We start from the raw sequence: 21,501 nt of genomic DNA, 5'->3' as shown, positions 1-21,501 counted from the left end.
TCATAGATTTAAGAATCAATTACTGCAAATTAACAACTAACCGCTAACTGGATACAAATAAACTATACCTACAGGTTCAACGCGTACCGCCTTCACTTCATAAATTGCTTCAATTCGCGCTGGTTCGCGCACCAACTCTTCGGCTAGCATATTTAGTCGCTTATCCCAATGGCGACGGTCTGCTTCTAACTGACGCAACTCTTCTTCAGCAAATAACGAAAGCTGTAGGGGTTGTTCGGTTTCTTGTTTAGTTTTGAGAATGCGATCGCGTTGTTCCTCTAAAATCTTCTTCATTTCCTCAGCTTCCTTTTGTCCCCGTGCTGTCAGCTTTTTCTTGGCGCGTTCAGCTAGCACCTCTGCACGTTTATGCAAATGTGGTGTCAACTCTCCCACATCCTCAGATGTAGCTTGACATAAGCGTTGTCTAACTGATGCAGGAACCTCTCGCAACCGGGGAGAAGCCAAGGAATTTTCCAGTAAAGCTAAAACATCATCCTTTTGTCCTTCTGGTAAAGCTTGTAACTTTTTACGCCCTCTAGTTACTGGGTCTGACCACTCCGCAGCCACAGCAATTACTTCATCATGTAATCTAGTGGCGCGATCGCCATATAAAGATAAGCGTCCTAAAATTAACACTTTAGGTAAAGGTTCATCCGTGAGACAGACGCAAGCACGAGTTAATTCATGGTGTGTAAAACCTTGCGATAAAAAGCGTCCCAATAACCGCTGCACTACCCGGTGTTCCAAATGCAAGTGAACTACATCACCATCCAACGTACCAGGATCACGGAAAATTACCGGACGAATAGGAGCCTCCCGTCGCCATTCCCAAGGTTTTTGACCGTGTTTTCGCGGTATTCTTAAGGTATCAAGAGTAGTAGCCCAGGTGGGATCTGCTCCCAAGCGTTGGTCGAGAGATGGTACTATCCAACGCGCAGTAGTAGGGTCATTAGCCGCCTCATTAGCATCCACAGGTGCGAGCGAATTTACTCCCAAAATTTCCAAAGAAGCGGAAATAGCATCCCGAAAATGGCGGTCATCGAGTCCCAACCAGTCCTGCGAAGTTTTGAGCATTTCTTGAAGTTGTGCCACTTGGTTAACCAATTGCTCTTTTTGAAGTCTAATTTCCTCCAATTCTTCATCAACTACTTGGGAGAAAGCGATCACTTGAGTCTCAGACTGGTCTACTTTTTTAATCACCTCAGCAATTGAATTTGCTTCTTCATGGCGAATACCCCCTTCCAGCAATCTTGATAAATTCTTCTCTACCACTGGGGAAAGGCTACCCAGTTCTTTTTGTATGGTTGCCGTCTTTTTAATTAAGATATCTAGTACCCGGTCTTCGGCTCGCTGTGGCAATGCAAAATAATAACAGCGAACAATAGGCGATCGTTGCAGTTTTCTGTCAATCCGCCCGTTGCGCTGTTCCATGCGGCTAGGGTTCCACGGTACGTCAAAGTGAAACAGGTCAGCGCAGTTATTTTGTAGGTTTACCCCCTCCCGCGCTGCATCGGTAGCAATGAGGATACGCAGAGGATGGCGAGATGGGTCGGTATTAAAAGCGAATTTGATTGCTTCTCGGCGTTCTTCGCCCATACCACCGTGAAATACATCGATGCGTTGATGTTCACGGTCTGAGCCTGCAATCAACGCTTCTAATTGCTGTTGGAGGTAGCGTTTTGTATCTGTATATTCAGTAAATATAATTACTCGGCGGTCATTCCAAGTAGCCCCTGCCTCGCCCAAATTGGGACAAAGATTGCTGCGAATCCAATTTTCTAGTTCTTTGATGCGGGGGTCTGGTTGATAACGTGCCGCATTTGCAGTCTCCGACATTTCTTCTAGTAATTCTAGTTCGCGGGCTGTAAGCGCAGAGGTTGTAGGTTGACTACTTGCTGCCATCATCTGAGCATCTTCTTCCGCCTGTACTTCCATTTCATCAAGTTCAGCGCGGTCATCATCAGCACCTGGAGGTTCCCACAGTAGCGGTAAATTACGTGACAATTTAGTTGTATTAGGAGTAGAAGCAGCTTGCTTTTCAATTGCAGTACGATGCACCTTTAAAGTTCTGGCAAATGCTTCGATAGAGGAGAGTAGGCGTTTTTGCAGAGAGGTGACAACAAGCATCGCTGACTTCTGAGTGGATTTGGATGTATCTTTTAACCGTTCCTCACGTAGTTGGCGATACTCTTGTAACAATCGAGACAGCTTTAACTCTGGGGCATTTGCAGGTAGCCCATCAATAACTATGGGGATAACCTGGCGATTAGGAAAATCTTCTCCTATTTCCCGTAGGTCGCGTTTTAAACGCCTTACCATCACAGTATCAAGGAGTTTTGGGTTGCGAACAGGTACGCCTCGACAAAACCGTTGTGGGTCAAGAATTTCTAGTAGTGCGGCAAAGCTGTTAGAGTGGCCGTTGTGAGGAGTGGCAGACAGAAACAGCTTATGCTCAAACCGACGAGCTAAGTTACGAACAGTTTGTGTCAGTTGAGAATCAACAGCATATTTGGCACCACTTGCTGGGGCGGCGTTATGAGCCTCATCAAGTATCAGCATTGATGCAGCAGAAAAATCACCCAACCAATCACGTAATGGTGCAGCATAGGTTTCATCTCGGAGTAGCGCATGAGAAATAATAAAGCGGTTGTGCGTTGTCCAAGGGTTAATTCCATAGCCGCGTTCTTGGCGACGAGAGGCGACAAACTCTCGGTCAAAAATCATAAAAGTGAGTCCAAATCGGCTCTCCATTTCATCCCGCCATTGTCGTACCACCGATGGCGGACAGGAAATGACAACGCGCCTCACTTTTTGGCGCATCAACATTTCGCGGAGGATCAGCCCAGCTTCAATGGTTTTGCCCAAACCAACATCATCGGCAATAAACAGAGCTACTCTAGGCATCAGTAAGGCTTTACGTAGTGGCTCTAGCTGATAAGCTTTCACCTCAATCCCGGCCCTGTAAGGTGCCTGAAATAATTTTGGGTCTATGGAAGTGACGCAGTTCCAACGCAGTGTGTGCAGGTAGGCAGAAAACAGCCGTGCATCGTCAAATCCTCGGCTGGCAACTAAATCCCAATTCGTTCTACACCTGATGTTGAAGAACCCTACTTTCAAAATTATGAAATGGAGGCAATTCGTTTAGGAGTCCAATTGCGGAAATACATCAAAGAAGATATTCCAGTAATTAATGACTGCAAAGATGCTGTCAGACATTTACATGGAAGATATGCCCTCATTGGCTGGCAACCAAGAAATTGTGTGACAGCAGCTCACAACCTAAAAATATCTCAAGCAACTAAGGTTTACAATGAACTTCTCTGGGATGAAGATTGGGTAGATGAAGAAGACTGTTCAGGAGATTGACAGCTTTGATGATATCGTTGAAGTGACTTGGCTTTTGCTAGACAATGATTGCGTCTAGAAGCGATCGCAGCGCTGCAATTGGTAGAAGCTGGAAAAATTAACCTGGATGTCCTGGATGTCTCTGTAAAACAATATCTACCAGACTTCACTCTGGCTGATACCCAAACGGCTGATCAGATCACGAATCATTGTGAGGTCTGATTGAGACTTGCAAGTGCAGCTGCGATTCGCCCAGATGCCTTTGGTCGTTTGTACATTCGTTCCATGTAGTCCACCAGCGTGGGGAAAGTGGCGAGTAGCTGAACTTCGTTCGCCCAATCCAGTGTGTAAGCAAGCACAAAATCAGCCACTGTGACGTGTTCACCCACTACAAACTGCCGATCCAACAGATGGTTCTCTAAAACGACAGCCATACTGGTGAAGTCTTGCCGAGCCAGAGGTATTTCAGCAGGCAATCTCAACTCTTCTGGGTATATAAACGTGTGGCGAGCGATACGCCATAGCGGCTGTTCCAATTCGGTGGCAGTAAAGAGGAGCCAACGATAAAGCTGTGCTCGCAGAAGCAAGTCTGTAGGTACCAGGTTAGATTCTGGGTACTTCTCACCGAGGTACAAAGCAATGGCTACGGATTCAGTGATGATATGTTCGCCATCGATGAGTACAGGGAGCTTGCCAGTGGGATTGATGGTGAGAAAATCGGGTGTACGGTGTTCACCTGCCTGCATGTTGATGGAGATTGCTTCAAATTCCACCCCAAGTTCCTGGAGAACCCAACGAACCCGAATTGATCGTGTGGGAGCAAATTCATAGAGTTTCATGAATCAACCTCAGTGATGTGCATTTGTTCGCAGTTGATCATCCACGGTGTCCCAAACTGATCGGTCAACATGCCAAAGCGGGATGACCAGAACGTTTGCGCGATCGCCATCTTCACCTTGCCGTTTTCTGCTAGAGCGTGAAAAAGCCGTTCTGCCTCAGCGATTTCAGGAACGCTAATTTGTACGTAGAAACCTTGCGGGGTTTCAAAGTATCCTGGTGGGCAGTCAGATCCCATCAGGAGGCGATCATCTAGTTCAAGGCAAGCGTGCATGATTTTGTCCTGCCATTCCGGTGAGACATTTTCTGCAGAAGGTGCTTTTTTGTGTGTCATCATCATAGTTATTTTCCCACCCAGACATTGTTCATAGAACTTGAACGCTGCCTCACAGTTGCCGTTGAACATCAGGTAAGAATTGAGTTGCATTGATTTCTCCTTTTGTAATCGATTCTGCGTTTTGATGAGCGGATCGTTCGCACATGAACATCATTTGCGCGGTTGCTGATGACGTTACTCTTGCTGCTGCGTTTCAAGTTGAGCGCGAATGCGGTCTGACTGCTCCCTTAAGGCGGGTGTCAGGACTTCACCAAAATCCTCTGCCTCGAATACGGGACGAATCTCAATCTCGGAGTCTCCTGGCATAGGGTTAGGGCAGCGCTTTACCCAAGCAACTGCCTCTTCCATTGAGTTCACCTGCCACAGCCAGTACCCTGCCACTAGCTCCTGCGCTGGAGTGAAAGGTCCCTGGGTGACGGTGCGATCGCTTCCTGAAAAGTGAACTCGCACCCCTTTTGAGCTAGGATGAAACCCCTCAGCGGCGAGCAAGATACCTGCCCTGGCTAATTCTTCGTTGTACTGCCCCATTTCAGTTAAAAGCTGTTCGCTCGGCATGACCCCAGTTTCGGAGTCTTGGGTTGCTTTGACAAAGACCATGACTTTCATTGTGAAATCTCCTGTTGAATGGTTTTGAGTTAGATTGCGAGGGGTTGGGTGTCAATACTGCACGCTTTGTGCATTTCAACTCGGCATTGGGTTTGGGGAAAAGGGTAAAGGTTAAAGGTTAAAGGTTTTTTCTTTCCCCTTTCCCCTTCCCCTTTTCCCCATACAAGTATTGGGTTGGGTGTGCTGATTAGCACAAGGCGCAACTCCGAAGGAACCGCTAATCAGCAGCGACACGCTTGAGTTCATCAATCTCGATCTTCTTCATTTGCAGCATGGTAGTGGTCACTTTTTGAGAGGTTGCCGCGTCGGGGAGGTTGAGTAACTCAATCAGAATGCGAGGAATAATTTGCCAGGAGACGCCGTATTTGTCTTTGAGCCAGCCGCATTGCTGTGCGGTTTCATCCCCACCGGCAGACAATTTTTGCCAGTAATCGTCCACGTCCGCCTGCGTATCGCAAAAGATTTGGAAGGAAATCGCCTCGTTAAATTTGAAGGTCGAACCACCGTTGAGTGCTGTGAACGGCTGACCATCAAGTTCAAAGCTGACAGTCATGACGGCTCCGGCTGGTTTTCCGTGAATTTCCTGTCCAGCGTCTACGTATCGACTGACGTGGACAATTTTGGAATTGCGAAAAATCGACGTATAAAACTGAGCGGCAGCTTCGGCTTGATCATCAAACCATAAACAGGGAGTGATTTTGGAATTGTTTTGCATGAGGGTTCTCCTTGAGTTCAAGCGGTTAAGGACGGTCAGGGCTTGGTAGTCCCGCAACTTCGATGACAGGACGGATTTCGACGGTGCCGACTTTTGCACCTGGGATGCGGGTGGCGATCGCAATGGCTTCATCCAAATCCTGAGCATTAATGAGGAAGAATCCACCCAATTGTTCGCGGGTTTCGGCAAATGGTCCATCGGTACAAGTGATTTGCCATCACGGACTTGGACACTAGTTGCGGTTGCAACAGGATGAAGTGGAGCCGTCGCCAGAAATTGTCCTTGAGTATGCAAGTTCTGGGCGAGTTGGGCAGATTCCCCATAGCAATGCTCCCGCTCGGTGTCGCTCATGGCGTTTTCGTCCATATAAATCAGCAGCAAATATTTCATTTGGTTGCCTCCTTTGTGATTAAGTCGAACGGGAATTGTCCAAATCGACACCTGAGTGCAAAAATTTTGTCTAGTACAATTGAACTTATCTCCCTTTATCAGTTAGTCGAACGGCAATTGCTCAAATCGACACCTTGCCCAAAATTCTTTATCAAACAGAATTCAGGAGTCAGGAGCCAGAATTCAGAATTGAATTCTGTGCGACTGGTGGATGAATAAACGGGTTTAAAACCCCAGACGTTCCTGCGTCGCTTGCCGCCGGCGCTATCGTCTGGACGGTGTCTACAATTGGTTGGGGTCTGAATCCCCAACGAACATTGATTCTGACTCCTGAATTCTGACTTCTGAATTCTTCTTCAAGTCTTTTTGTCAAAGGTATGGCTTCAACCCCAAAAACAGATGTGGCTCAAGCAATTGCTGCCCTTTATCGAACTGAATGGGGGCGCATTGTTGCTATTCTGATTCGGCTGGTCAAAGATTTTGATGTAGCTGAAGAAGCTGCACAGGCAGCATTTACAGCGGCAGTGAATCAGTGGGAAAGCGACGGTATTCCCGATCGTCCCCGTGCCTGGATTATCCGAACTGCTCGGTACAAGGCGATTGATCGCCTCCGACGACGCACGAAACTGACCGAAAAACTGGAGTGGTATGCGGCATCTGGCTTAATTCCATCCACTGAAGAACCAACCTATGACAGTGATGAAATTGGAGACGATCGCCTGCGATTAATCTTTACCTGCTGTCACCCAGCACTGGCAACGGAAACTCAAGTAGCGTTGACCCTCCGAATGTTGGGTGGACTGGAAACCGACGAAATTGCCCGCGCCTTTCTTATACCGACTGCAACAATGGCACAGCGGTTAGTTCGTGCTAAACGCAAAATTCGAGACGCAGGCATTCCTTACAAAGTACCTGAGACGACTGATCTCGCTCCCCGGATAGAGGCAGTCCTGACAGTCATCTATCTCATCTTCAACGAAGGCTATGCCGCAACCAAAGGAGATGCGATCGTGCGGGCTGACCTCTGCATCAAAGCGATTCGCTTGGGGCAACTGGTGCGGCAATTGCTGGCACCCCAACCCCCATCTGAAGTCACAGCACTGGTGGCGCTGATGTTATTGCACGATTCGCGGCGCAATGCGCGTCTAGATGAGGCAGGCAATTTGATTTTGCTAGAAGATCAGGATCGCAGTCGTTGGAACCATCTACAGATTGCTGAGGCGTTACCTCTGGTAGAGGAAGCGTTGCTCTTTGGAACCGGAGTGTATGCCCTGCAAGCGGCGATCGCAGCCCTCCATTGTCAGGCAACCCGCGCCGAAGAAACAGACTGGGCGCAGATCGTGCGGCTCTATGAGGTGTTGGAACGCTTGCAGCCCTCACCCATTGTGGCCTTGAACCGAGCAGTGGCGATCGCAATGGCAGACAGTCCTCAAGCCGCATTTGGACTGATTGATCGCCTTGCTCCAGAACTGGACAGCTATCATCTCTTTCATGCCACCCGTGCAGATTTATTCCGGCGTGTTGGAGCATTAGAGGAAGCGACCCAGAGCTATACACGGGCACTAAAATTAGTGACAAATGACAGTGAGCGTCGTTTTCTGGAACGTCGGTTGCGCGAAGTTAAACCTAACATTCAGTCCGGCTAAGGGTTTACAACAGTTTAAAGCGCCAGGCATCCATGATGCCGGTAAAGAAGGCAGGAGGCAGAGGGCAGAAGGGAAGAATTTGAACGGGGCTTTAACCCCGCTCAATTCTTGGCCACCAAATCAGAGATTATGGTGGGGGACTCAGACCCAAGTTCGGTCTGGTCACGGGCAGAGGGCGAAAATAGTATTCCTTCTGCCTCCTGCCTTCTGCCCTCTGCCTTTCTTGTTGAAAAGAAATGAAAAATCTTCTAACAGGGTGAACTTGTAACTTAACAAAAGGCAAAAGAAGACAAGTCGGCTTAGTACTAAAGTACTGTTATAATCCAATCGTTTCATCAAGTTGTGTTAGGGTGCAGCAAATCACCGATCGGCTCTCTAGCACATCCACATCAACTGATAGAGGATTCCGACATGGATAACAATCCCAGCATTCTCTCGCACGTTTCAATTGGTACTAATGATTTTGAACGAGCGATCGCCTTCTATGATGCTGTGTTGCCAACATTGGGCTGTAAGCGATTTATGGAGCATCCGGGGGCGATCGCCTATGGCAAACAGTATCCCGAATTTTGGGTGGGAACTCCCTTCGACGGGCAACCTGCAACCGTTGGCAATGGAACTCACATTGGTTTTATTGCTCCTACAAAAGAAGCAGTCCACGCCTTCCATGAGGCAGCATTAGCGGCAGGAGGCAAAGACGATGGTGCCCCCGGTGGTAGACCCGACTATAGTGAGCCGTATTACGGCTGCTTTGTGCGCGATCCAGATGGACACAAAATAGAAGCCGCCTTCTGGGATGAGCAGCTTGAGCAGCAACTCAACCAGAACAATGCTTGACCAGAGAATGACTCATTTTTAGAGGCAAGATAACACTATGGAATTCCATCGAGGTCGCCTGATTGACCATGTTCATCTACGGGTTGCTGATGTTGCTGCCAGCAAACGGTTTTACCGGGCAGTGTTGCGAAATAAATGTACTCCCGGCTCCTGCTCATCGCCCCACTAATTCTGTTAAAATCGCGTCTTCCAGCACGTAAATTTTGAGGCAGTGCCATGTGTGCAAAGGGATTTGGGCAATCTCAACCTAGTGACATACTCCTACACTGACTGAGTACAGTACAGTGTAGGCTTCTCACCAAATCCAGCTATTGCTTCGGATACTCGATGAGCTTTAAGAACGGAATGCCCTACCGCTCTATTTTTTATATTCAACGCTGCATTATGATCGCGATCAAGACTGCATTTACAATTAGGGCAGTCGTGCCATCTTTCATGCAACTTTTTAGGAACTTTCACCCCACATTTAGAACAATCCTGTGACGTACCTGATGGATTCACTGCAATTACCAACAACCCAGCATTTTCGGCTTTGGTTGTCAGTATCGACAAGAAGCTTGACCATCCAGCATCATACACAGATTTAGCTAGCATAGACCGAGAAAGACCTTTGACGTTTAAATCTTCATGAACTACGACATCATATTTTTTCAGTAGATTATTGGCAGTTTTAAAGTGAAAGTCTTTACGCTTATCAGCTACTTTTTTATGTTGTTTAGCAACTTGCTTAATAGCTTTTTTGCAGCGACTACTTCCCTTTTTACGGCGTGAGATACGTTTTTGAATGACCCGCAATCGCTTCTGAGATTTACGGTAATGCTGAGGGATTGAGACAACATCACCATCGGAAGTTGTCAATAATTCTTTTAAACCGAGGTCGATACCCGTGATTGAATTTGGATTAAAATCGGGTTTAATCGTTGGGATTGTCGTATCTTCAAGGCTTAAACTTAAATAATAGCCATCAGCTTTTTTAGTGACAGATGCGGTTTTAATTTTAAACCCATCAGGTATTGGGCGATGCAGAATCACCTTGACTATACCAAACATCGGCAAGGTGATTAGACTGCCTTGTAAACACCCATCCTTTATCTGTGGATATGTAAATGTGCGATAACGGTCGCGTGATTTAAACCGAGGTCGTCCACTTCGTTTGCCATTGCTATCACCTTTTAAAAAACGGTCAAACGTTGTCTTCACTCGTTTAACTATATCTTGTAGTACCTGCGAGTAAATTTCGCCATACCAAGGATGAGTTTTTTTAAGCTGCGGTAGCGTTTTCTTTTGTGAATAATAGTCTGGATTGTCGCGTAACTCTGGTATGTGGCACACAAGAGGGCAAGCATTAATTGGTGAGCGATTGCGCTCGTGCCAATCAAATCTATCAGCCAACAAAAAATTATACTGAGCGCATAACATAGACAGCCATCTGTCTATCTCAATGGCTTGTTTTGCTGTTGGTCGTAGCTTGTATTGATATGCTGTCCTCACTCCGTGACGCTCCGCGAACACAAGTCTCACCTCAACCATCAATATAATATCATCAGTGCTTAAATTATCCTATCGGCAGTTTAACTGAGTATTATAAGTTTAATGCTGAGGATACCGAAATGGTACTGCGTGACCTACAACAAATGCAACCTAAAATACTTTCTCTTGATGAAATAGATATTCTTGAGGAGAATTCTAGCTGGGAGCAAATTGCTGTGTAGTATTCTCATAATCCCGTAGCAAAATCTAATTAATTACCAAGCAAAAATAATTATTTTATTGCTTCTAAATACTCTACCACTGATAATGACGCGACTGCCGACTCTTGATACAGCAGTATTTACTGAGGAGCGATGGCGTAACCGCCCAGCGTAGCTGATCGCAGTGGTCAACTATGCACTCAACGATTTAAGAAGCTAGCAAACCCGACATCTCCAATACTCGCTGTGACCAAGTAGACGCAACAGATGCAATATCTGTAATTTCCATTGATTTGTCCCAAACATTAATCCAGTTTTGTAATAAGTCTTGGAGTTGATTTAATTCAACATTATTTATTTCACTTTTTTGTTGTATTAAAGACACGTACAACAAACTTTCTGACAACAATATTGGAACTAATTCACGAATTGCACTCTTTTGTGACCAAGAGTTAAGGCGTGCCAAACTAGCTGCCAATTCTCCTAATTGTTGCGCGTGGGGTTGACGTAAAAAACTCGCTTCAATTGCACTCCAGTTAGGCATTACAATCCTCCTAGCAATTGCTTGGTAATTTGGCTAACTTGTTCTCGAATTTGGTTAGACTGTATTATCATACTACGGTTATTCTGGCTTGGGCGAATGTTGATGATTGACTCAAACACGATTTCTTGAGTCAAAGGAGACCAATCCACACCCCAAATATCTCGTTGTCTGCTACCGTCTTTGAGTAACTCTTGTTCGCATTCGTAATGGCGAACGCCACCACCTGCAAGAATTTTGCGTTCGATGTCTACTGCTATTTTAATGAATACATCCCAAGTTTTCACCATTTCGTCTATTTCTTCACGACTAGCAGGCTCACGGATTATTAAAATCAATTGAATTTAGTCCCAAGTAGCAATCAACAAGATCATTCCATAGATTAGTGAATCACGCCAAACAATTGAACATAACCCAAGTCAGTAATTTTATCTGTGCTGTTGTAGCAAGACATGGAGAATACACTCTTGAAATCGACTACCTTAAGTTATTAAAGTACTTTGCAACACAACCGAAGCACTACCTCCAGCCTTGGACAATCGCGCCGCCGAAAATGCTACGATTCACCTCGCTGGTGAAGATGCTATAGGGAAAGGCGGGGTCAAGGGCACTGCTCTCGTCCAGCGTCCGCATCTGTTCCGGGGTGAAGCAGATGTCCAATGATGCCAGATTGTCATACAGTTGATCGAGCAAGCTTGCACCCAGAATCGGCGAGGTAATGCCAGACTGCACTGAAACCCAGGCAAGGGCGACCTGCGCCAAGGGGCGATCGACTTGGGTTGCCACCGTTCGCAGGGTATCAAGGACGCGCCAGTTACGATCGGTGAACATCTGGTTGCCGAAAGGATTGGGGCCAATCAGCCGTCCTTGACCGCTCGCCCCCGCCTCCTCGCGCTCGTACTTGCCAGTGAGGAAACCGGCAGCAAGCGGACTCCAGGCACAGATGCCGAGACCGCATTCACGGGCGGCGGGCAGATGTTCGCGCTCAATGCTGCGTTCAACGAGCGAATACGCCAGTTGCATGGCGATGGGCCCGGGAATGTTATGCGCTGTGGCGATCGCGGCTGCCTTGGCAGTGTACCAGGCTGGCACATTTGAGAAGCCGAAGTAGCGGATCTTGCCGACGCGCACCAGGTCGCCGAGCGACTGTAGTACTTCTTCAACAGGCGTCACCATATCCCAGGTGTGCATCCAGTAGAGGTCAACGTAGTCGGTACGGAGGCGGCGCAGCGAACCCTCAAGCGCCCGATGCATGTTTTTGCGTCCGTTGCCGCCCGCATTCGCGTTACCCGGTTCGCCGCCGTGAAAGCTGAACTTGGTTGCAAGCACTAGTTGGTCGCGTAGGCTGCGATCGGTGATATAGCTACCAATCAGTTCCTCGCTGCGACCCTTGGCATACACATCGGCGGTGTCGATGAAGTTGCCGCCAGCATCGACATAGGCATGGAAGATGGACTCAGAAACCTCATCGGGCGCACCCCATCGCGGGGTGCCGAAGGTCATGGTGCCGAGGGTGAGCGGGCTGACGATCAAGCCGGAGTGTCCGAGAGTGCGGTAGGCAGTAAGGCTCATAGGTTTTTTTTCAAGTCGGTAATAAAAAAGTGTCTTGTCTGTGTCAATCAAGCTCATGACGCAAAGAGGGGACGGAGGAGTGATGTATGTCGATGCCTAGAAGGCGCTGGCTGTCGGGCGGACAATGACTTCGTTGACATCGACATCATCTGGTTGAGACACAGCAAATAAGACAGATCGGGCGATCGCCTGAGGGGTGAGGGCAGTTTTGCGGAGTTCTTTCAAGAAGCCTTTAGCTGCATCATCCGTGATATCAGAGCCGAGTTCGGTCTCAACTACGCCAGGGGATATGATGGTCACGCGAATGTTCTTCGATTCCTGACGCAGCCCTTCAGATATTGCCCAAACAGCGTATTTTGTCGCGCAATAAACTACGCCAGTAGGTGCCACCATGTGTGCGCCGATCGATGCAGTATTGATAAATTGTCCGCCGCCTTGTGCTTCCATGATCGGTAAACCAGCCGCAATGCCGTTCAATACGCCACGGATATTTACATCAATCATGGTGTCCCACTCCTCAACTTTCAGGGCATTCATTGGGGACAAGGGCATCACGCCTGCATTGTTATAGATGACATCGACGCGACCAAATTTGTCTAATGCAAAGTGGATGAATGCTTTCACATCCTCGCGATCAGTGACATTTACCGCTTTGAATTCTGCGCTGTTTCCCTGGTCGCGGATCTCTTTGACAATCGCTTCTAGCTTTTCTGTACGCCGTGCCCCCAGAACTACATTTGCACCGTTTTGAGCAAGTAACTTCGCGGTGGCTTCACCAATGCCACTACTGGCTCCAGTGATCGCAATAACTTTGTTTTCTACATTTAACATGATGACTGTCCTTGCTGTTGAGGTTGATTTGACTTAGAAAAATATGCCTCTAGAGACTTCAATTCTTTGGGTATTTACTCATCGGTTTCCGCGATGGGTGAATGGCCACAGTAGGCGATCGCAGAAACAACACTGTTCACTTTTGCCTCACTGCTGCGATCCGTCACAATTACACCAACCTCTTTTTTCGCCAGTCCTTGGCTCGCTCCTGTGACTAAAGCAATTTTTGCCTTGTTTCTCTTCATTGCCTCATCCTTTCAGCCTTGTCTTTCAGCATGGGTTCATCATAAGGTTGAAAAGCTTTTCCCTAAATACATAAACCTCGCAGATGATTGCCTAATCCTCTCAAATCAGGCGTTGGCAAGGGAGAAATATTCTCTATAATGAGCGTATGAGGATGGTATCAGTCAGGAATTGAGTATGGTGATTGAAACATTCAACTATGAAGCGGCAATCAACAAGTGTGACGAACTGGCAGCATTAGTGACTCGGCACACTGACGGTAAGGGGAACGGTGTTCATGCAACGGCAATTAATCAGTTAGAATTCATGCGGGAATCTGATACTTCAGCCACAATGCAGGGGGTCACCGAACCGATTCTCGGCATTGTCGTTCAAGGCAAAAAAGAAGTGTTGCTAAATGAGGAAACCTATGGGTATGGTGTGGCTCAATATCTAGTGGTGTCGGTGGATTTACCGCTCTGTGGATGTGCGATCGAGGCGACACCTGCGAAGCCGTATCTAGGATTTAAGCTAGATTTAGACCCCGTTCAACTCTGTGACATTATTGCTCAAACTAACCCAGGCATGGGTAAGAAAGAAAACTCGGTTAGAGGCTGGTTCATCAGCGATGCCGATCCATCGTTGATTGATTGTGCTATCAGGCTGACACGGCTTTTGGACACACCGCAGGATATTCCATTCCTAGCACCAATGATCGTCCGCGAAATCTACTACCGTTTGCTAATTGGTGAACAAGGTGAAGCAGTTCGCCAAATTGCCACATCGGGCAGCAATATGCAGCGCATTGCTGAAGTGATAAAACTTATCAAGGCTGATTTTACAAAGCCACTGCGGGTTGAGGATCTAGCTCTTCAAGCCAATATGTCTCCTTCCTCGTTCCATCGCCATTTCAAAGAAGTCACCTCCATGAGTCCGCTGCAATATCAAAAGCAATTAAGACTATTGAAAGCGCGTCACCTGATGCTTGCCGAGAATGCCGATGCGACCCATACTGCCTATCAGGTGGGGTATGAAAGTCCTTCACAGTTTAGTCGCGAATATTCTCGGATGTTTGGTGCGCCTCCTATGAAGGACATTGAACGATTACGAATAGCTTGAGCAAAGACTGTGAGTTCGCTACAGCAAACTGCAAACATCCAGACATATAGCTTTTAATTTATAAGAAGTAAGTTGATCAATATAAATTTGTGTATGAGAGCCAAATGTTAAAAGAACTTCACCTCCAACAAGTTGGTCCTGCTGCCCATTTTGATGTCGCATTTGCCGATAGGCTCAATATATTTACTGGTGATAATGGTTTAGGTAAAAGTTTTTTACTCGATATTGCATGGTGGGTGATGACTACAAATTGGGCGGAGCAACCAGCGTACCCACAGCGAGTCAAAGGTGAAAATCCACAAATTACAGCCGTAGTGAGCAATAAAAAAAATATAAGAGAGTATCAGAGCCAGTTTGATTTTTCTGAACAGCAATGGCGTAATTTACAAATGCCTCCTTTATTAAAAGAAGTAGTTATTTATGTGCGGGTTGATGGTAGTTTTTCCGTTTTTGACCCTGCTCGCCAACGCGATATTGCTTATAATTTTAATCCAAATACACTTTGGAATGGATTAAAGTCAAAAGGTAAAGTTATTTGTAATGGTCTAATTCAAGATTGGGTTACATGGCAGAATCAACCTAATAAATATCCATTTGAACTCTTTTCTAATGTTATTAAAAAACTTGCACCTCACCCTTCCGAATGGATAGAAGTGGGAGAAACAACGCGAGTTTCTATTGAAGACGTGCGCGATATTCCTACAGTTAACCTACCTTACGGGAATGTTCCTGTTACTCAAACATCAGCCGGAATGAAGCGTATTCTGGGACTAGCTTATTTACTAATGTGGACTTGGTACGAACATAAAAAAGCTTCCGAACTGCGACAACAAAAGCCAGTAAATCAGATAGTTTTACTAGTTGATGAAATTGAATCTCATTTACATCCTCGTTGGCAGAGGGTGATTTTACCAGCTATTTTGTCTGTGGTGACAGAATTACAACCCAGGATGAAGATACAGGCTTTAGTAACTACTCATTCTCCACTTGTTCTTGCTTCCTTAGAGCCAAATTTTAATGAGCAAGAAGATCAACTATTTTTATTTAAATTACAAGATAGAGAGGTTAGCCTTGACGAAGTACCTTGGTCAAAACAAGGGGACATAGTTGGATGGTTAACCTCAGACATTTTTGGACTCAAACAAGCCCGTTCCAAAGAAGCAGAAATCGCAATTGAAGCAGCAGAGGCTTGGATGCGTGATGATGATATGAATGCGTTTCCAGAAAATCTGAGAATACCAACACAAATTCATCAGGAACTTCAAAGAGTTTTACCAGGACATGACCCATTTTGGCCCCGTTGGATAGTTACAACGGAGAAAAGAAATTTTGGGTTATCAGAGGCATAACACAGATGATGCCATTTAACCCTCCTCCAGAACCGCCTGATTTTGATAAAAAAGTGCGACAACCAGGAAATGCTTGGTTGGCAAAAAACCCAGATCCCAAAAAAGGAACCAGAGATTATTGGTCGCCTTTCAAAAGTGATTTAGCTGATGGATTTAATAATCTGTGTGGCTATAGCGTAATGTATGAACCAGTTGGTACAGTAGATCATTATCGCAGCCGTGAAAATTATCGCAATTTAGCTTATGAATGGAGCAATTTACGCTTTGCTTCTGCTTGGATAAACAGTAGTAAAGGTACGCTTGATGACCGGGTACTTGATCCTTTGGATTTGGGAGAAGATTGGTTTGAAATTTTACTTCCTTCCCTACAATTAGTATTAACAGATAAAGTTCCTCCGCAACAACGTCAAAAGGCGGAATTTACTTTGGAACGGTTGCGGTTACGGGATGATGAAAGAGTCTTGCGCCAGCGTCAACAATGGTATCAACTTTATTTGGATGGGGATTTGACTCTACAAGGATTAGAAAAAAAAGCTCCTTTGATAGCACGTGCGATAAAGAAACAGCAGCAGGCTATTTCTCAAGAAGAATAAGCTTTGCAGTCATCAGATTAGGAAGGCAAGTATTTTCATAACACGATACGGCAAGATAAATGGGTAAAAGTTCAATGAACTTGTCACAGACTATTAAGTAGCACATCGCGTTATATATTTCTGTTAGAGCAGTTTCTTACCAAAAGAGTTATTTTTCTATTTTTTTAACTCATATATACAAACGTGCTTGCATTATCAACAGGCAGTATGTAACTTGGCAGGTGTGCAGTTTAGTAGGAGATGAACTGAAATTTAGCTGTATTTGAGTTGAGCTATACCTGTACTAAAGTGAGATAATCTGTAAATTAAAAAATAATTTACAAGCAGTTTGGTAAGGTGCTAGTTTAATTTGCTTTCAATTGATGTTGTCTTTCAGTTGGAATTGAGTTTGATGATATGTGAGAACGTTATCTACACCCAGAAAACACTTGCCGAAAGATACGGGATTTCCATTGCCGCTTTACAACGGTGGTATCCCTATGCCGGTATAGTAAAACCCCGAAAGCGGGGAGGATATTTTGATGCAACAACAGTCGAGATTGCGGATGTTTTCTACGTTGCTATCAAGATTCGGCGGCTGACTTGTGAGGAATATTTACAGCAGGTGATTCCTGCTGGTGGCTTAGATGCTTATTTGCAAAAAGTCAATGATGTAAGCCTTTATGACTTTTTGACTAAGCATATATCTAATGAAGAAAAAAATAACCCAATTGTGCAAGCAGTAATTAGGAGAATTGAGCGAAATGAAGCATATTAACAAAGTGGCAGAGACTTTGCAGGTGTCGCCTGATGTAGTACGTACCTGCTGTCGGTTGTTGGATTTAGCTTTGCAGCCAAATGATACGCTTGACGAAACTGTTGAGCAGCAGCTAGTTCAACTCAAAGAGATAGCCTCCCGTGAAGGTATGTCCCTTGAAGAAGCTGCCCAGCACTTGATTGCAATGCGCGATCGCAAATCAGAAGTAGGCGAACATAAGTTCGACAAACGCGAGTACATCAAACAGCGATTTGGCGTAGACCCAGAACAAGCTTCACCCGACAGCTTTGTAGGAATACTTTACCGAGATGCAGATAGGGGTATTCAGTTAGGAGAATTACGTCATAAAGTGGTGCTTGAATCTTCCACACTTGCTTTAGAAGAATTTGTTTTTCATGGCAGCAGTTTACTTGGTGAAGGTGATACTTCCGTTCCGCCTGGTTACAATGAAGCGCAAGAGCGAATTAACTCGCGCATTGATAACGATTTTTTCGGCAAAGTGAACTGGGGGGAAGAGATTCATCCACTGTTAGTCGGTACATCGACACAGCAGCCGAGACAGTTGAAGTCCTCGCAGCCGAAAACCGCGCAATCTCCGAAGAAATAGTAGCTCAAATGCTACCTATCTGCTATCAAATACGGGATGAGAGTTTACTCAACTTGAGAAAAACATCTACTCAGGCAGTTGGTATAAATCTACTTTCGGTAGTAGCTGGTACTGTGGTTGGGACGTGGGTAGCAGTTCCCCCAACTCAAGAAAGACAGGAGATTCCGAGTATTCAGCCAATTTTGATTGGTGTGGGTATAGGCGAATTAGTTGGTTTGATTCTGGCACTAGTAATAATTTGGTTTACCAGGGACGAACAAAAAACCTAATCAACTTTTCTCTCATCAAGGGAATTACTCATTTTAGTCGCATTATTGCCAGGGAGCAGTTATGAGCGCAGCATTTGACTTTTTAGTTAACACAGCTGGTGGTTTGTTGATGAACCTGGGTGTTTCCGGGATGGTAGGACAACTGTTGGGAGTGGGAGCGACTCTTGCCTTACATCCTCTGTTGCTACTAACCGGGATAGTTGTGGGTGGTGCGGGAATTGCGATCGCGCGCGAGTTAAACAAGCGCCCTCAGTTGCAGTTGGTTGTTGATAATACGTAAGGGGTAGATGATGTTTACTCCTACACCTGTGCGAAATAAACAGCCAAGTCGCAGAAAGAAAAAGGTAAATGTTATTCTGTGGACGGTTTGTTCAACTGTTAGTGCGCTGTCTGTTATAGGGGCGGTTGCATTGATGGTTGGATGGAAGCAACAGGTTCCAGGTAATCAAATATCGGAGGTACAGCAGGTAAAGGCGCAAGTTTCCCAAATTCGGGAAGTGTACTTAGAAAAGCTTTCCCGTACTGACTACAATATAGACCATCTTTCCAGTTACTCCTCAGTAGAGGGTGCGCCTACTCTTACAGGCTGGCGACAGTTGGCGGCGGCATTGTGGGGACAGCAATTGCGAGGTGAAATATCCAGAATGCAAGCTAATGAGAAATCTGGGTTTTACCGCCTTCACTATATGCCGGCACTGGAGATAGTTAAATTCAACTCGCTGGATGTTCTACTAGAAGCGGCTTCTGGAAATAATACTTTTTATTGGGGATACCGCAAAACCGATGGTACGAAAGTTGAGGAGAAGATATCAACCGGGGCTGCTGCTGTTTTGATCTTAGGTAAATTAGAGGCGATTGATTACGCTCAAAACTTAGAATCTCAACCATCAGTTGATCTGAATCAAATGCTAATTCAGATTAAGAATGCTCAAGAACCATATTCTCTTGCACAGGCGCAGCTGTTATGGGCGCGGGGGTATTTAGACCCAGTAGAGCAGATGGCACAGGTAGCAGACATCCGCGAGAAAATACACCAGAGGGAGGAGCAAAGGCGAATATATATCCAACAAATGAAGAAGCAATTACCTAAGCCAATTCCTAATAAACAGCCTGTTAATAAATCGAGGGGGTGATGTCATGTATGCCAAGTTTGCTGCTGCGATAATTTGCATAGCTTTGTGTTCGCTCAACGTTGTAGCGGCAGTCAAACGTACCCCTATTCGTACTACCCTTGAAGGTTCAACTCGCACGACAGTTGAGATGATGCCATCTCCCAATTCAGGAGTGCATTGGATGAGTGCAGTTATATTTCTGGCTGGGTTTGCTTGTTTTTTGGGCTGGGGAATTTCTGACTATAACAATGCAGTTGAAGAAAGAGATGAAGTGTCTGATAAGTTGGGAAATCCCAACAATCAACAACTCCATGTTGATGTTTCTGATACTGATATTCAGCCTTCTTTAATTCCTCCGATTTCACCTGTTCCTGGGATGAGATTCAATAACGAATTCTCTGCTAAGAATGTAGTTCAATTTTCTCCTCGTTCTACTGTTTCTGGATTGGGGCGAGTACATAGTAGTCAGTTTGTTGAAGATGGAGTGCAAAATCAGCCGGGAATGTTATCTCCAGAAGAGTTTTACACCCAACTTCAAGATGAAGATTTCTGGGAAGATACTAACTCCCAGGTAAATGATAATCCTGCCAGCTAGTTAATTTGAGGTCATATTATGAACAGAAATCAGCGCCGTAATTTTGATGTTGATTATTCTGAAGGTGGAGCAATTGTGCCTGCAAACCGCTTGCAAAATATGTTGCAGCAGGTACAGCAACAAGGAGGGATAGTAAATCAACAACCTAATATTTCTCCTCTGACTACTTATGATACTCAACCTATTGAGGTTAGGTATATTAATGCACCTACTGCCTATAAGCCGAGGGTTTCTCAGATAGAAATTCCCTACATTGAGACTTGGAAAGCACATCGCTTGCACCCGCAAAACCCTTGGAGATTTGGCTGGTATCCAGTATATTTTTTATCAGATGTAATTAAATCTCCTGTGGGTGTCGCTGCTGTGGGAGTGTGGTTGTTAATAATGCTGTTGAATTTTGTCCTTAATGGCAGTTACACCGGGCCAGGATATGCGGCTGGGAAGAAGATTGAAGTTGTACCCAAGGAAGTTCCTTCTTTTGCCCTGCCTGTGGTTAAGCAGTTGGAATAATGTTGGTAAAGGCAATTTTTTGGTTCGTACTGCTGGTATGGATTGCAGATATCTTGCAACCGGGATATTTACAGTTTTATAGCTGGCGTAATGCTGTGGCATTGGTACAAAAGCTTCAGTTTTCATCATCAGCTGTTGTCCCTACTGCTGTACCTGGCGTGAATATGTCTTCTAATCCTGTCTATACGCGCTATTCCCCTAAAGTTAGGGAACCTGCAACATCTGGAGATGAACTAAATTCTCCTGATTGTCGTGTGGTTAGGAATGACTTTGAGGAAGTATTGAGTACTGCAAAGATTGGTTGTTGGCAGGTTGCTCCTGCTAATGCAAAAAGGCGTTGAGGCAATGCGAATAATCTTTGAAACTAACGGTGACAAAGAGGTTAGTAATTCGACTGTAACTAGTTTGGATGAGACAGTCGATACTAATTCGAGTGCAAATTGGAGATATGCGATCGCAACCTCAGTTGTAATTGCAGCTATGGTCATTCCCCAGGTTTCTGGATGGATTGAATCTCAAGTGTTAGTCAAATCTCTCCAAAGTCTAATATTACCAAAAACTATTCGTAGGAATCAGGTTTTAAAGAATGGTCGAGTTGCCTTTCCTACTGCGCCTGGTACTCCTATTACCTCAGAGTTTGGTTGGCGGACACATCCGATTACAGGCGATCGCAAGTTTCACGCAGGGATTGATTTTGGTGCAGCAAAGGGTACACCAATTTATGCGGTTGATGCTGGTCAAGTGGTTTTTGCGGGCGATAAGAGTGGTTATGGCAAAGCAGTTGTTATTTAGCATCAAAGAGGTTTATCTACTCTCTACGGTCATGCTAGTCAGCTGTATGTACAACAGGGACAACAGGTTGTGCGTGGGCAGATGATTGGGGCAGTAGGTAGTACTGGTTTTTCAACCGGGCCGCATTTGCATTTTGAAGTTCGCTCTAATGGTGTGGCACAGAACCCCCGTCCTTATTTACACAAGTATTTAGCTAACCGTTGAAGGTTATTCAGCTATTGGTAAGAG

29 protein-coding genes and 1 pseudogene are annotated in these 21,501 nt (G+C 45.6%); 17 read left to right on the top strand and 13 right to left on the bottom strand.

The annotated features are described in order from the left end of the window. Positions 1–36: 36 nt before the first annotated feature. The gene (gene drmD, locus RMY16_RS01770; RefSeq protein WP_322734913.1) at positions 37–3,117 is read right to left on the bottom strand and encodes a DISARM system SNF2-like helicase DrmD; all 3,081 of its coding nucleotides are present in this window, start codon (positions 3,115–3,117) and stop codon (positions 37–39) included. A gap of 9 nt (positions 3,118–3,126) precedes the next feature. On the opposite strand from drmD, the gene RMY16_RS01765 reads away from it, so the two are divergent. Both RMY16_RS01765 and RMY16_RS01760 read left to right on the top strand, forming a co-directional pair. Further along, positions 3,127–3,366, top strand: coding sequence for a hypothetical protein (locus RMY16_RS01765; protein ID WP_322734912.1), 240 nt, complete (start codon positions 3,127–3,129; stop codon positions 3,364–3,366). Between the two features lie 48 nt (positions 3,367–3,414). Continuing rightward, complete coding sequence (locus tag RMY16_RS01760; protein WP_322734911.1) at positions 3,415–3,567, top strand: hypothetical protein; 153 nt, start codon at positions 3,415–3,417, stop codon at positions 3,565–3,567. Here the strand turns inward: RMY16_RS01760 and RMY16_RS01755 are convergent. The 5 genes from RMY16_RS01755 to RMY16_RS01735 all read right to left on the bottom strand — a co-directional run bounded on the left by RMY16_RS01755 (position 3,552) and on the right by RMY16_RS01735 (position 6,009). After that, positions 3,552–4,184, bottom strand: coding sequence for a glutathione S-transferase family protein (locus RMY16_RS01755; protein ID WP_089131498.1), 633 nt, complete (start codon positions 4,182–4,184; stop codon positions 3,552–3,554). The two genes, RMY16_RS01760 and RMY16_RS01755, sit on opposite strands and share 16 nt — an antisense overlap. Continuing rightward, positions 4,181–4,609 (bottom strand): VOC family protein, encoded by a 429-nt coding sequence (locus RMY16_RS01750; RefSeq protein ID WP_322734910.1) that lies wholly within the window; start codon positions 4,607–4,609, stop codon positions 4,181–4,183. Before RMY16_RS01750 ends, RMY16_RS01755 begins: the two co-directional genes overlap by 4 nt. An 84-nt stretch (positions 4,610–4,693) precedes the next feature. Next, positions 4,694–5,125, bottom strand: a complete 432-nt coding sequence (locus tag RMY16_RS01745) for a YciI family protein (RefSeq protein WP_322734909.1) — start codon at positions 5,123–5,125, stop codon at positions 4,694–4,696. 217 nt (positions 5,126–5,342) lie between these two features. After that, positions 5,343–5,840, bottom strand: coding sequence for a VOC family protein (locus tag RMY16_RS01740; protein WP_322734908.1), 498 nt, complete (start codon positions 5,838–5,840; stop codon positions 5,343–5,345). A gap of 25 nt (positions 5,841–5,865) precedes the next feature. Next, positions 5,866–6,009, bottom strand: a complete 144-nt coding sequence (locus RMY16_RS01735) for a YciI family protein (protein WP_322734907.1) — start codon at positions 6,007–6,009, stop codon at positions 5,866–5,868. An 83-nt stretch (positions 6,010–6,092) separates the two neighbouring features. On the opposite strand from RMY16_RS01735, the gene RMY16_RS01730 reads away from it, so the two are divergent. From RMY16_RS01730 to RMY16_RS01720, 3 genes are all read left to right on the top strand, one after another. Beyond that, complete coding sequence (locus RMY16_RS01730) at positions 6,093–6,449, top strand: hypothetical protein (RefSeq protein WP_322734906.1); 357 nt, start codon at positions 6,093–6,095, stop codon at positions 6,447–6,449. 158 nt (positions 6,450–6,607) lie between these two features. Beyond that, positions 6,608–7,876 carry an RNA polymerase sigma factor gene (locus RMY16_RS01725; RefSeq protein WP_322734905.1) on the top strand — a complete coding sequence of 423 codons (1,269 nt, stop codon included), beginning with the start codon at positions 6,608–6,610 and terminating at the stop codon, positions 7,874–7,876. Positions 7,877–8,287: 411 nt separating this feature from the next. Continuing rightward, positions 8,288–8,713, top strand: a complete 426-nt coding sequence (locus RMY16_RS01720; protein ID WP_322734904.1) for a VOC family protein — start codon at positions 8,288–8,290, stop codon at positions 8,711–8,713. A 35-nt stretch (positions 8,714–8,748) separates the two neighbouring features. On the opposite strand, the gene RMY16_RS01715 is transcribed toward RMY16_RS01720, so the two are convergent. From RMY16_RS01715 to RMY16_RS01685, 7 genes are all read right to left on the bottom strand, one after another. After that, positions 8,749–8,931, bottom strand: coding sequence for a hypothetical protein (locus RMY16_RS01715; protein WP_221704736.1), 183 nt, complete (start codon positions 8,929–8,931; stop codon positions 8,749–8,751). Between the two features lie 43 nt (positions 8,932–8,974). Further along, on the bottom strand, positions 8,975–10,204 hold the full coding sequence (locus RMY16_RS01710; protein WP_416211640.1) for an RNA-guided endonuclease InsQ/TnpB family protein: 1,230 nt from the start codon (positions 10,202–10,204) through the stop codon (positions 8,975–8,977). Positions 10,205–10,612: 408 nt separating this feature from the next. Continuing rightward, positions 10,613–10,948: a hypothetical protein gene (locus RMY16_RS01705; protein ID WP_221704741.1), complete on the bottom strand. Its 336-nt coding sequence runs from the start codon at positions 10,946–10,948 to the stop codon at positions 10,613–10,615. Further along, positions 10,948–11,283: a DUF5674 family protein gene (locus RMY16_RS01700; protein WP_289794363.1), complete on the bottom strand. Its 336-nt coding sequence runs from the start codon at positions 11,281–11,283 to the stop codon at positions 10,948–10,950. Before RMY16_RS01700 ends, RMY16_RS01705 begins: the two co-directional genes overlap by 1 nt. Positions 11,284–11,464: 181 nt before the next feature. Next, complete coding sequence (locus tag RMY16_RS01695) at positions 11,465–12,574, bottom strand: aldo/keto reductase (RefSeq protein ID WP_322734902.1); 1,110 nt, start codon at positions 12,572–12,574, stop codon at positions 11,465–11,467. A 39-nt stretch (positions 12,575–12,613) separates the two neighbouring features. Further along, on the bottom strand, positions 12,614–13,348 hold the full coding sequence (locus tag RMY16_RS01690) for an SDR family oxidoreductase (RefSeq protein ID WP_322734901.1): 735 nt from the start codon (positions 13,346–13,348) through the stop codon (positions 12,614–12,616). A 74-nt stretch (positions 13,349–13,422) separates the two neighbouring features. Next, a complete protein-coding gene (locus tag RMY16_RS01685) occupies positions 13,423–13,593 on the bottom strand; it encodes a hypothetical protein (RefSeq protein WP_322734900.1) in 171 nt (56 codons plus the stop codon). A 238-nt stretch (positions 13,594–13,831) separates the two neighbouring features. On the opposite strand from RMY16_RS01685, the gene RMY16_RS01680 reads away from it, so the two are divergent. The 12 genes and pseudogenes from RMY16_RS01680 (at position 13,832) to RMY16_RS01625 (ending at position 21,477) form a co-directional block, all read left to right on the top strand. Beyond that, complete coding sequence (locus RMY16_RS01680; protein WP_322734899.1) at positions 13,832–14,689, top strand: AraC family transcriptional regulator; 858 nt, start codon at positions 13,832–13,834, stop codon at positions 14,687–14,689. 104 nt (positions 14,690–14,793) lie between these two features. Next, complete coding sequence (locus RMY16_RS01675; RefSeq protein ID WP_322734898.1) at positions 14,794–16,038, top strand: AAA family ATPase; 1,245 nt, start codon at positions 14,794–14,796, stop codon at positions 16,036–16,038. 5 nt (positions 16,039–16,043) lie between these two features. Further along, positions 16,044–16,631, top strand: coding sequence for a hypothetical protein (locus tag RMY16_RS01670; protein WP_322734897.1), 588 nt, complete (start codon positions 16,044–16,046; stop codon positions 16,629–16,631). A gap of 391 nt (positions 16,632–17,022) precedes the next feature. Further along, complete coding sequence (locus tag RMY16_RS01665) at positions 17,023–17,388, top strand: hypothetical protein (protein WP_322734896.1); 366 nt, start codon at positions 17,023–17,025, stop codon at positions 17,386–17,388. Positions 17,389–17,443: 55 nt separating this feature from the next. After that, positions 17,444–17,995, top strand: coding sequence for a hypothetical protein (locus RMY16_RS01660; RefSeq protein WP_322734961.1), 552 nt, complete (start codon positions 17,444–17,446; stop codon positions 17,993–17,995). Positions 17,996–18,003: 8 nt separating this feature from the next. Next, positions 18,004–18,264 carry a hypothetical protein gene (locus RMY16_RS01655; protein WP_322734895.1) on the top strand — a complete coding sequence of 87 codons (261 nt, stop codon included), beginning with the start codon at positions 18,004–18,006 and terminating at the stop codon, positions 18,262–18,264. A 61-nt stretch (positions 18,265–18,325) separates the two neighbouring features. Further along, positions 18,326–18,544 (top strand): hypothetical protein, encoded by a 219-nt coding sequence (locus tag RMY16_RS01650; RefSeq protein WP_011316696.1) that lies wholly within the window; start codon positions 18,326–18,328, stop codon positions 18,542–18,544. Between the two features lie 10 nt (positions 18,545–18,554). Next, positions 18,555–19,397 carry a phage terminase large subunit family protein gene (locus tag RMY16_RS01645; protein ID WP_322734960.1) on the top strand — a complete coding sequence of 281 codons (843 nt, stop codon included), beginning with the start codon at positions 18,555–18,557 and terminating at the stop codon, positions 19,395–19,397. 4 nt (positions 19,398–19,401) lie between these two features. Then, the gene (locus tag RMY16_RS01640) at positions 19,402–19,971 is read left to right on the top strand and encodes a hypothetical protein (RefSeq protein WP_322734894.1); all 570 of its coding nucleotides are present in this window, start codon (positions 19,402–19,404) and stop codon (positions 19,969–19,971) included. Between the two features lie 18 nt (positions 19,972–19,989). Continuing rightward, entirely contained in the window at positions 19,990–20,481 is a 492-nt protein-coding gene (locus tag RMY16_RS01635; RefSeq protein WP_322734893.1) for a hypothetical protein, read from the top strand. Beyond that, entirely contained in the window at positions 20,481–20,822 is a 342-nt protein-coding gene (locus RMY16_RS01630) for a hypothetical protein (RefSeq protein ID WP_322734892.1), read from the top strand. Before RMY16_RS01635 ends, RMY16_RS01630 begins: the two co-directional genes overlap by 1 nt. Next, a pseudogene (locus RMY16_RS01625) lies at positions 20,806–21,477 on the top strand (M23 family metallopeptidase). Before RMY16_RS01630 ends, RMY16_RS01625 begins: the two are co-directional and overlap by 17 nt. Positions 21,478–21,501: the final 24 nt, after the last annotated feature.

It is taken from the genome of Nostoc sp. DedQUE12b, assembly GCF_034530835.1.
Lineage (GTDB): Bacteria > Cyanobacteriota > Cyanobacteriia > Cyanobacteriales > Nostocaceae > Nostoc.
Note: the sequence above shows the minus strand (reverse complement) of the source record. Positions and strands in the feature narration are given on the sequence as shown.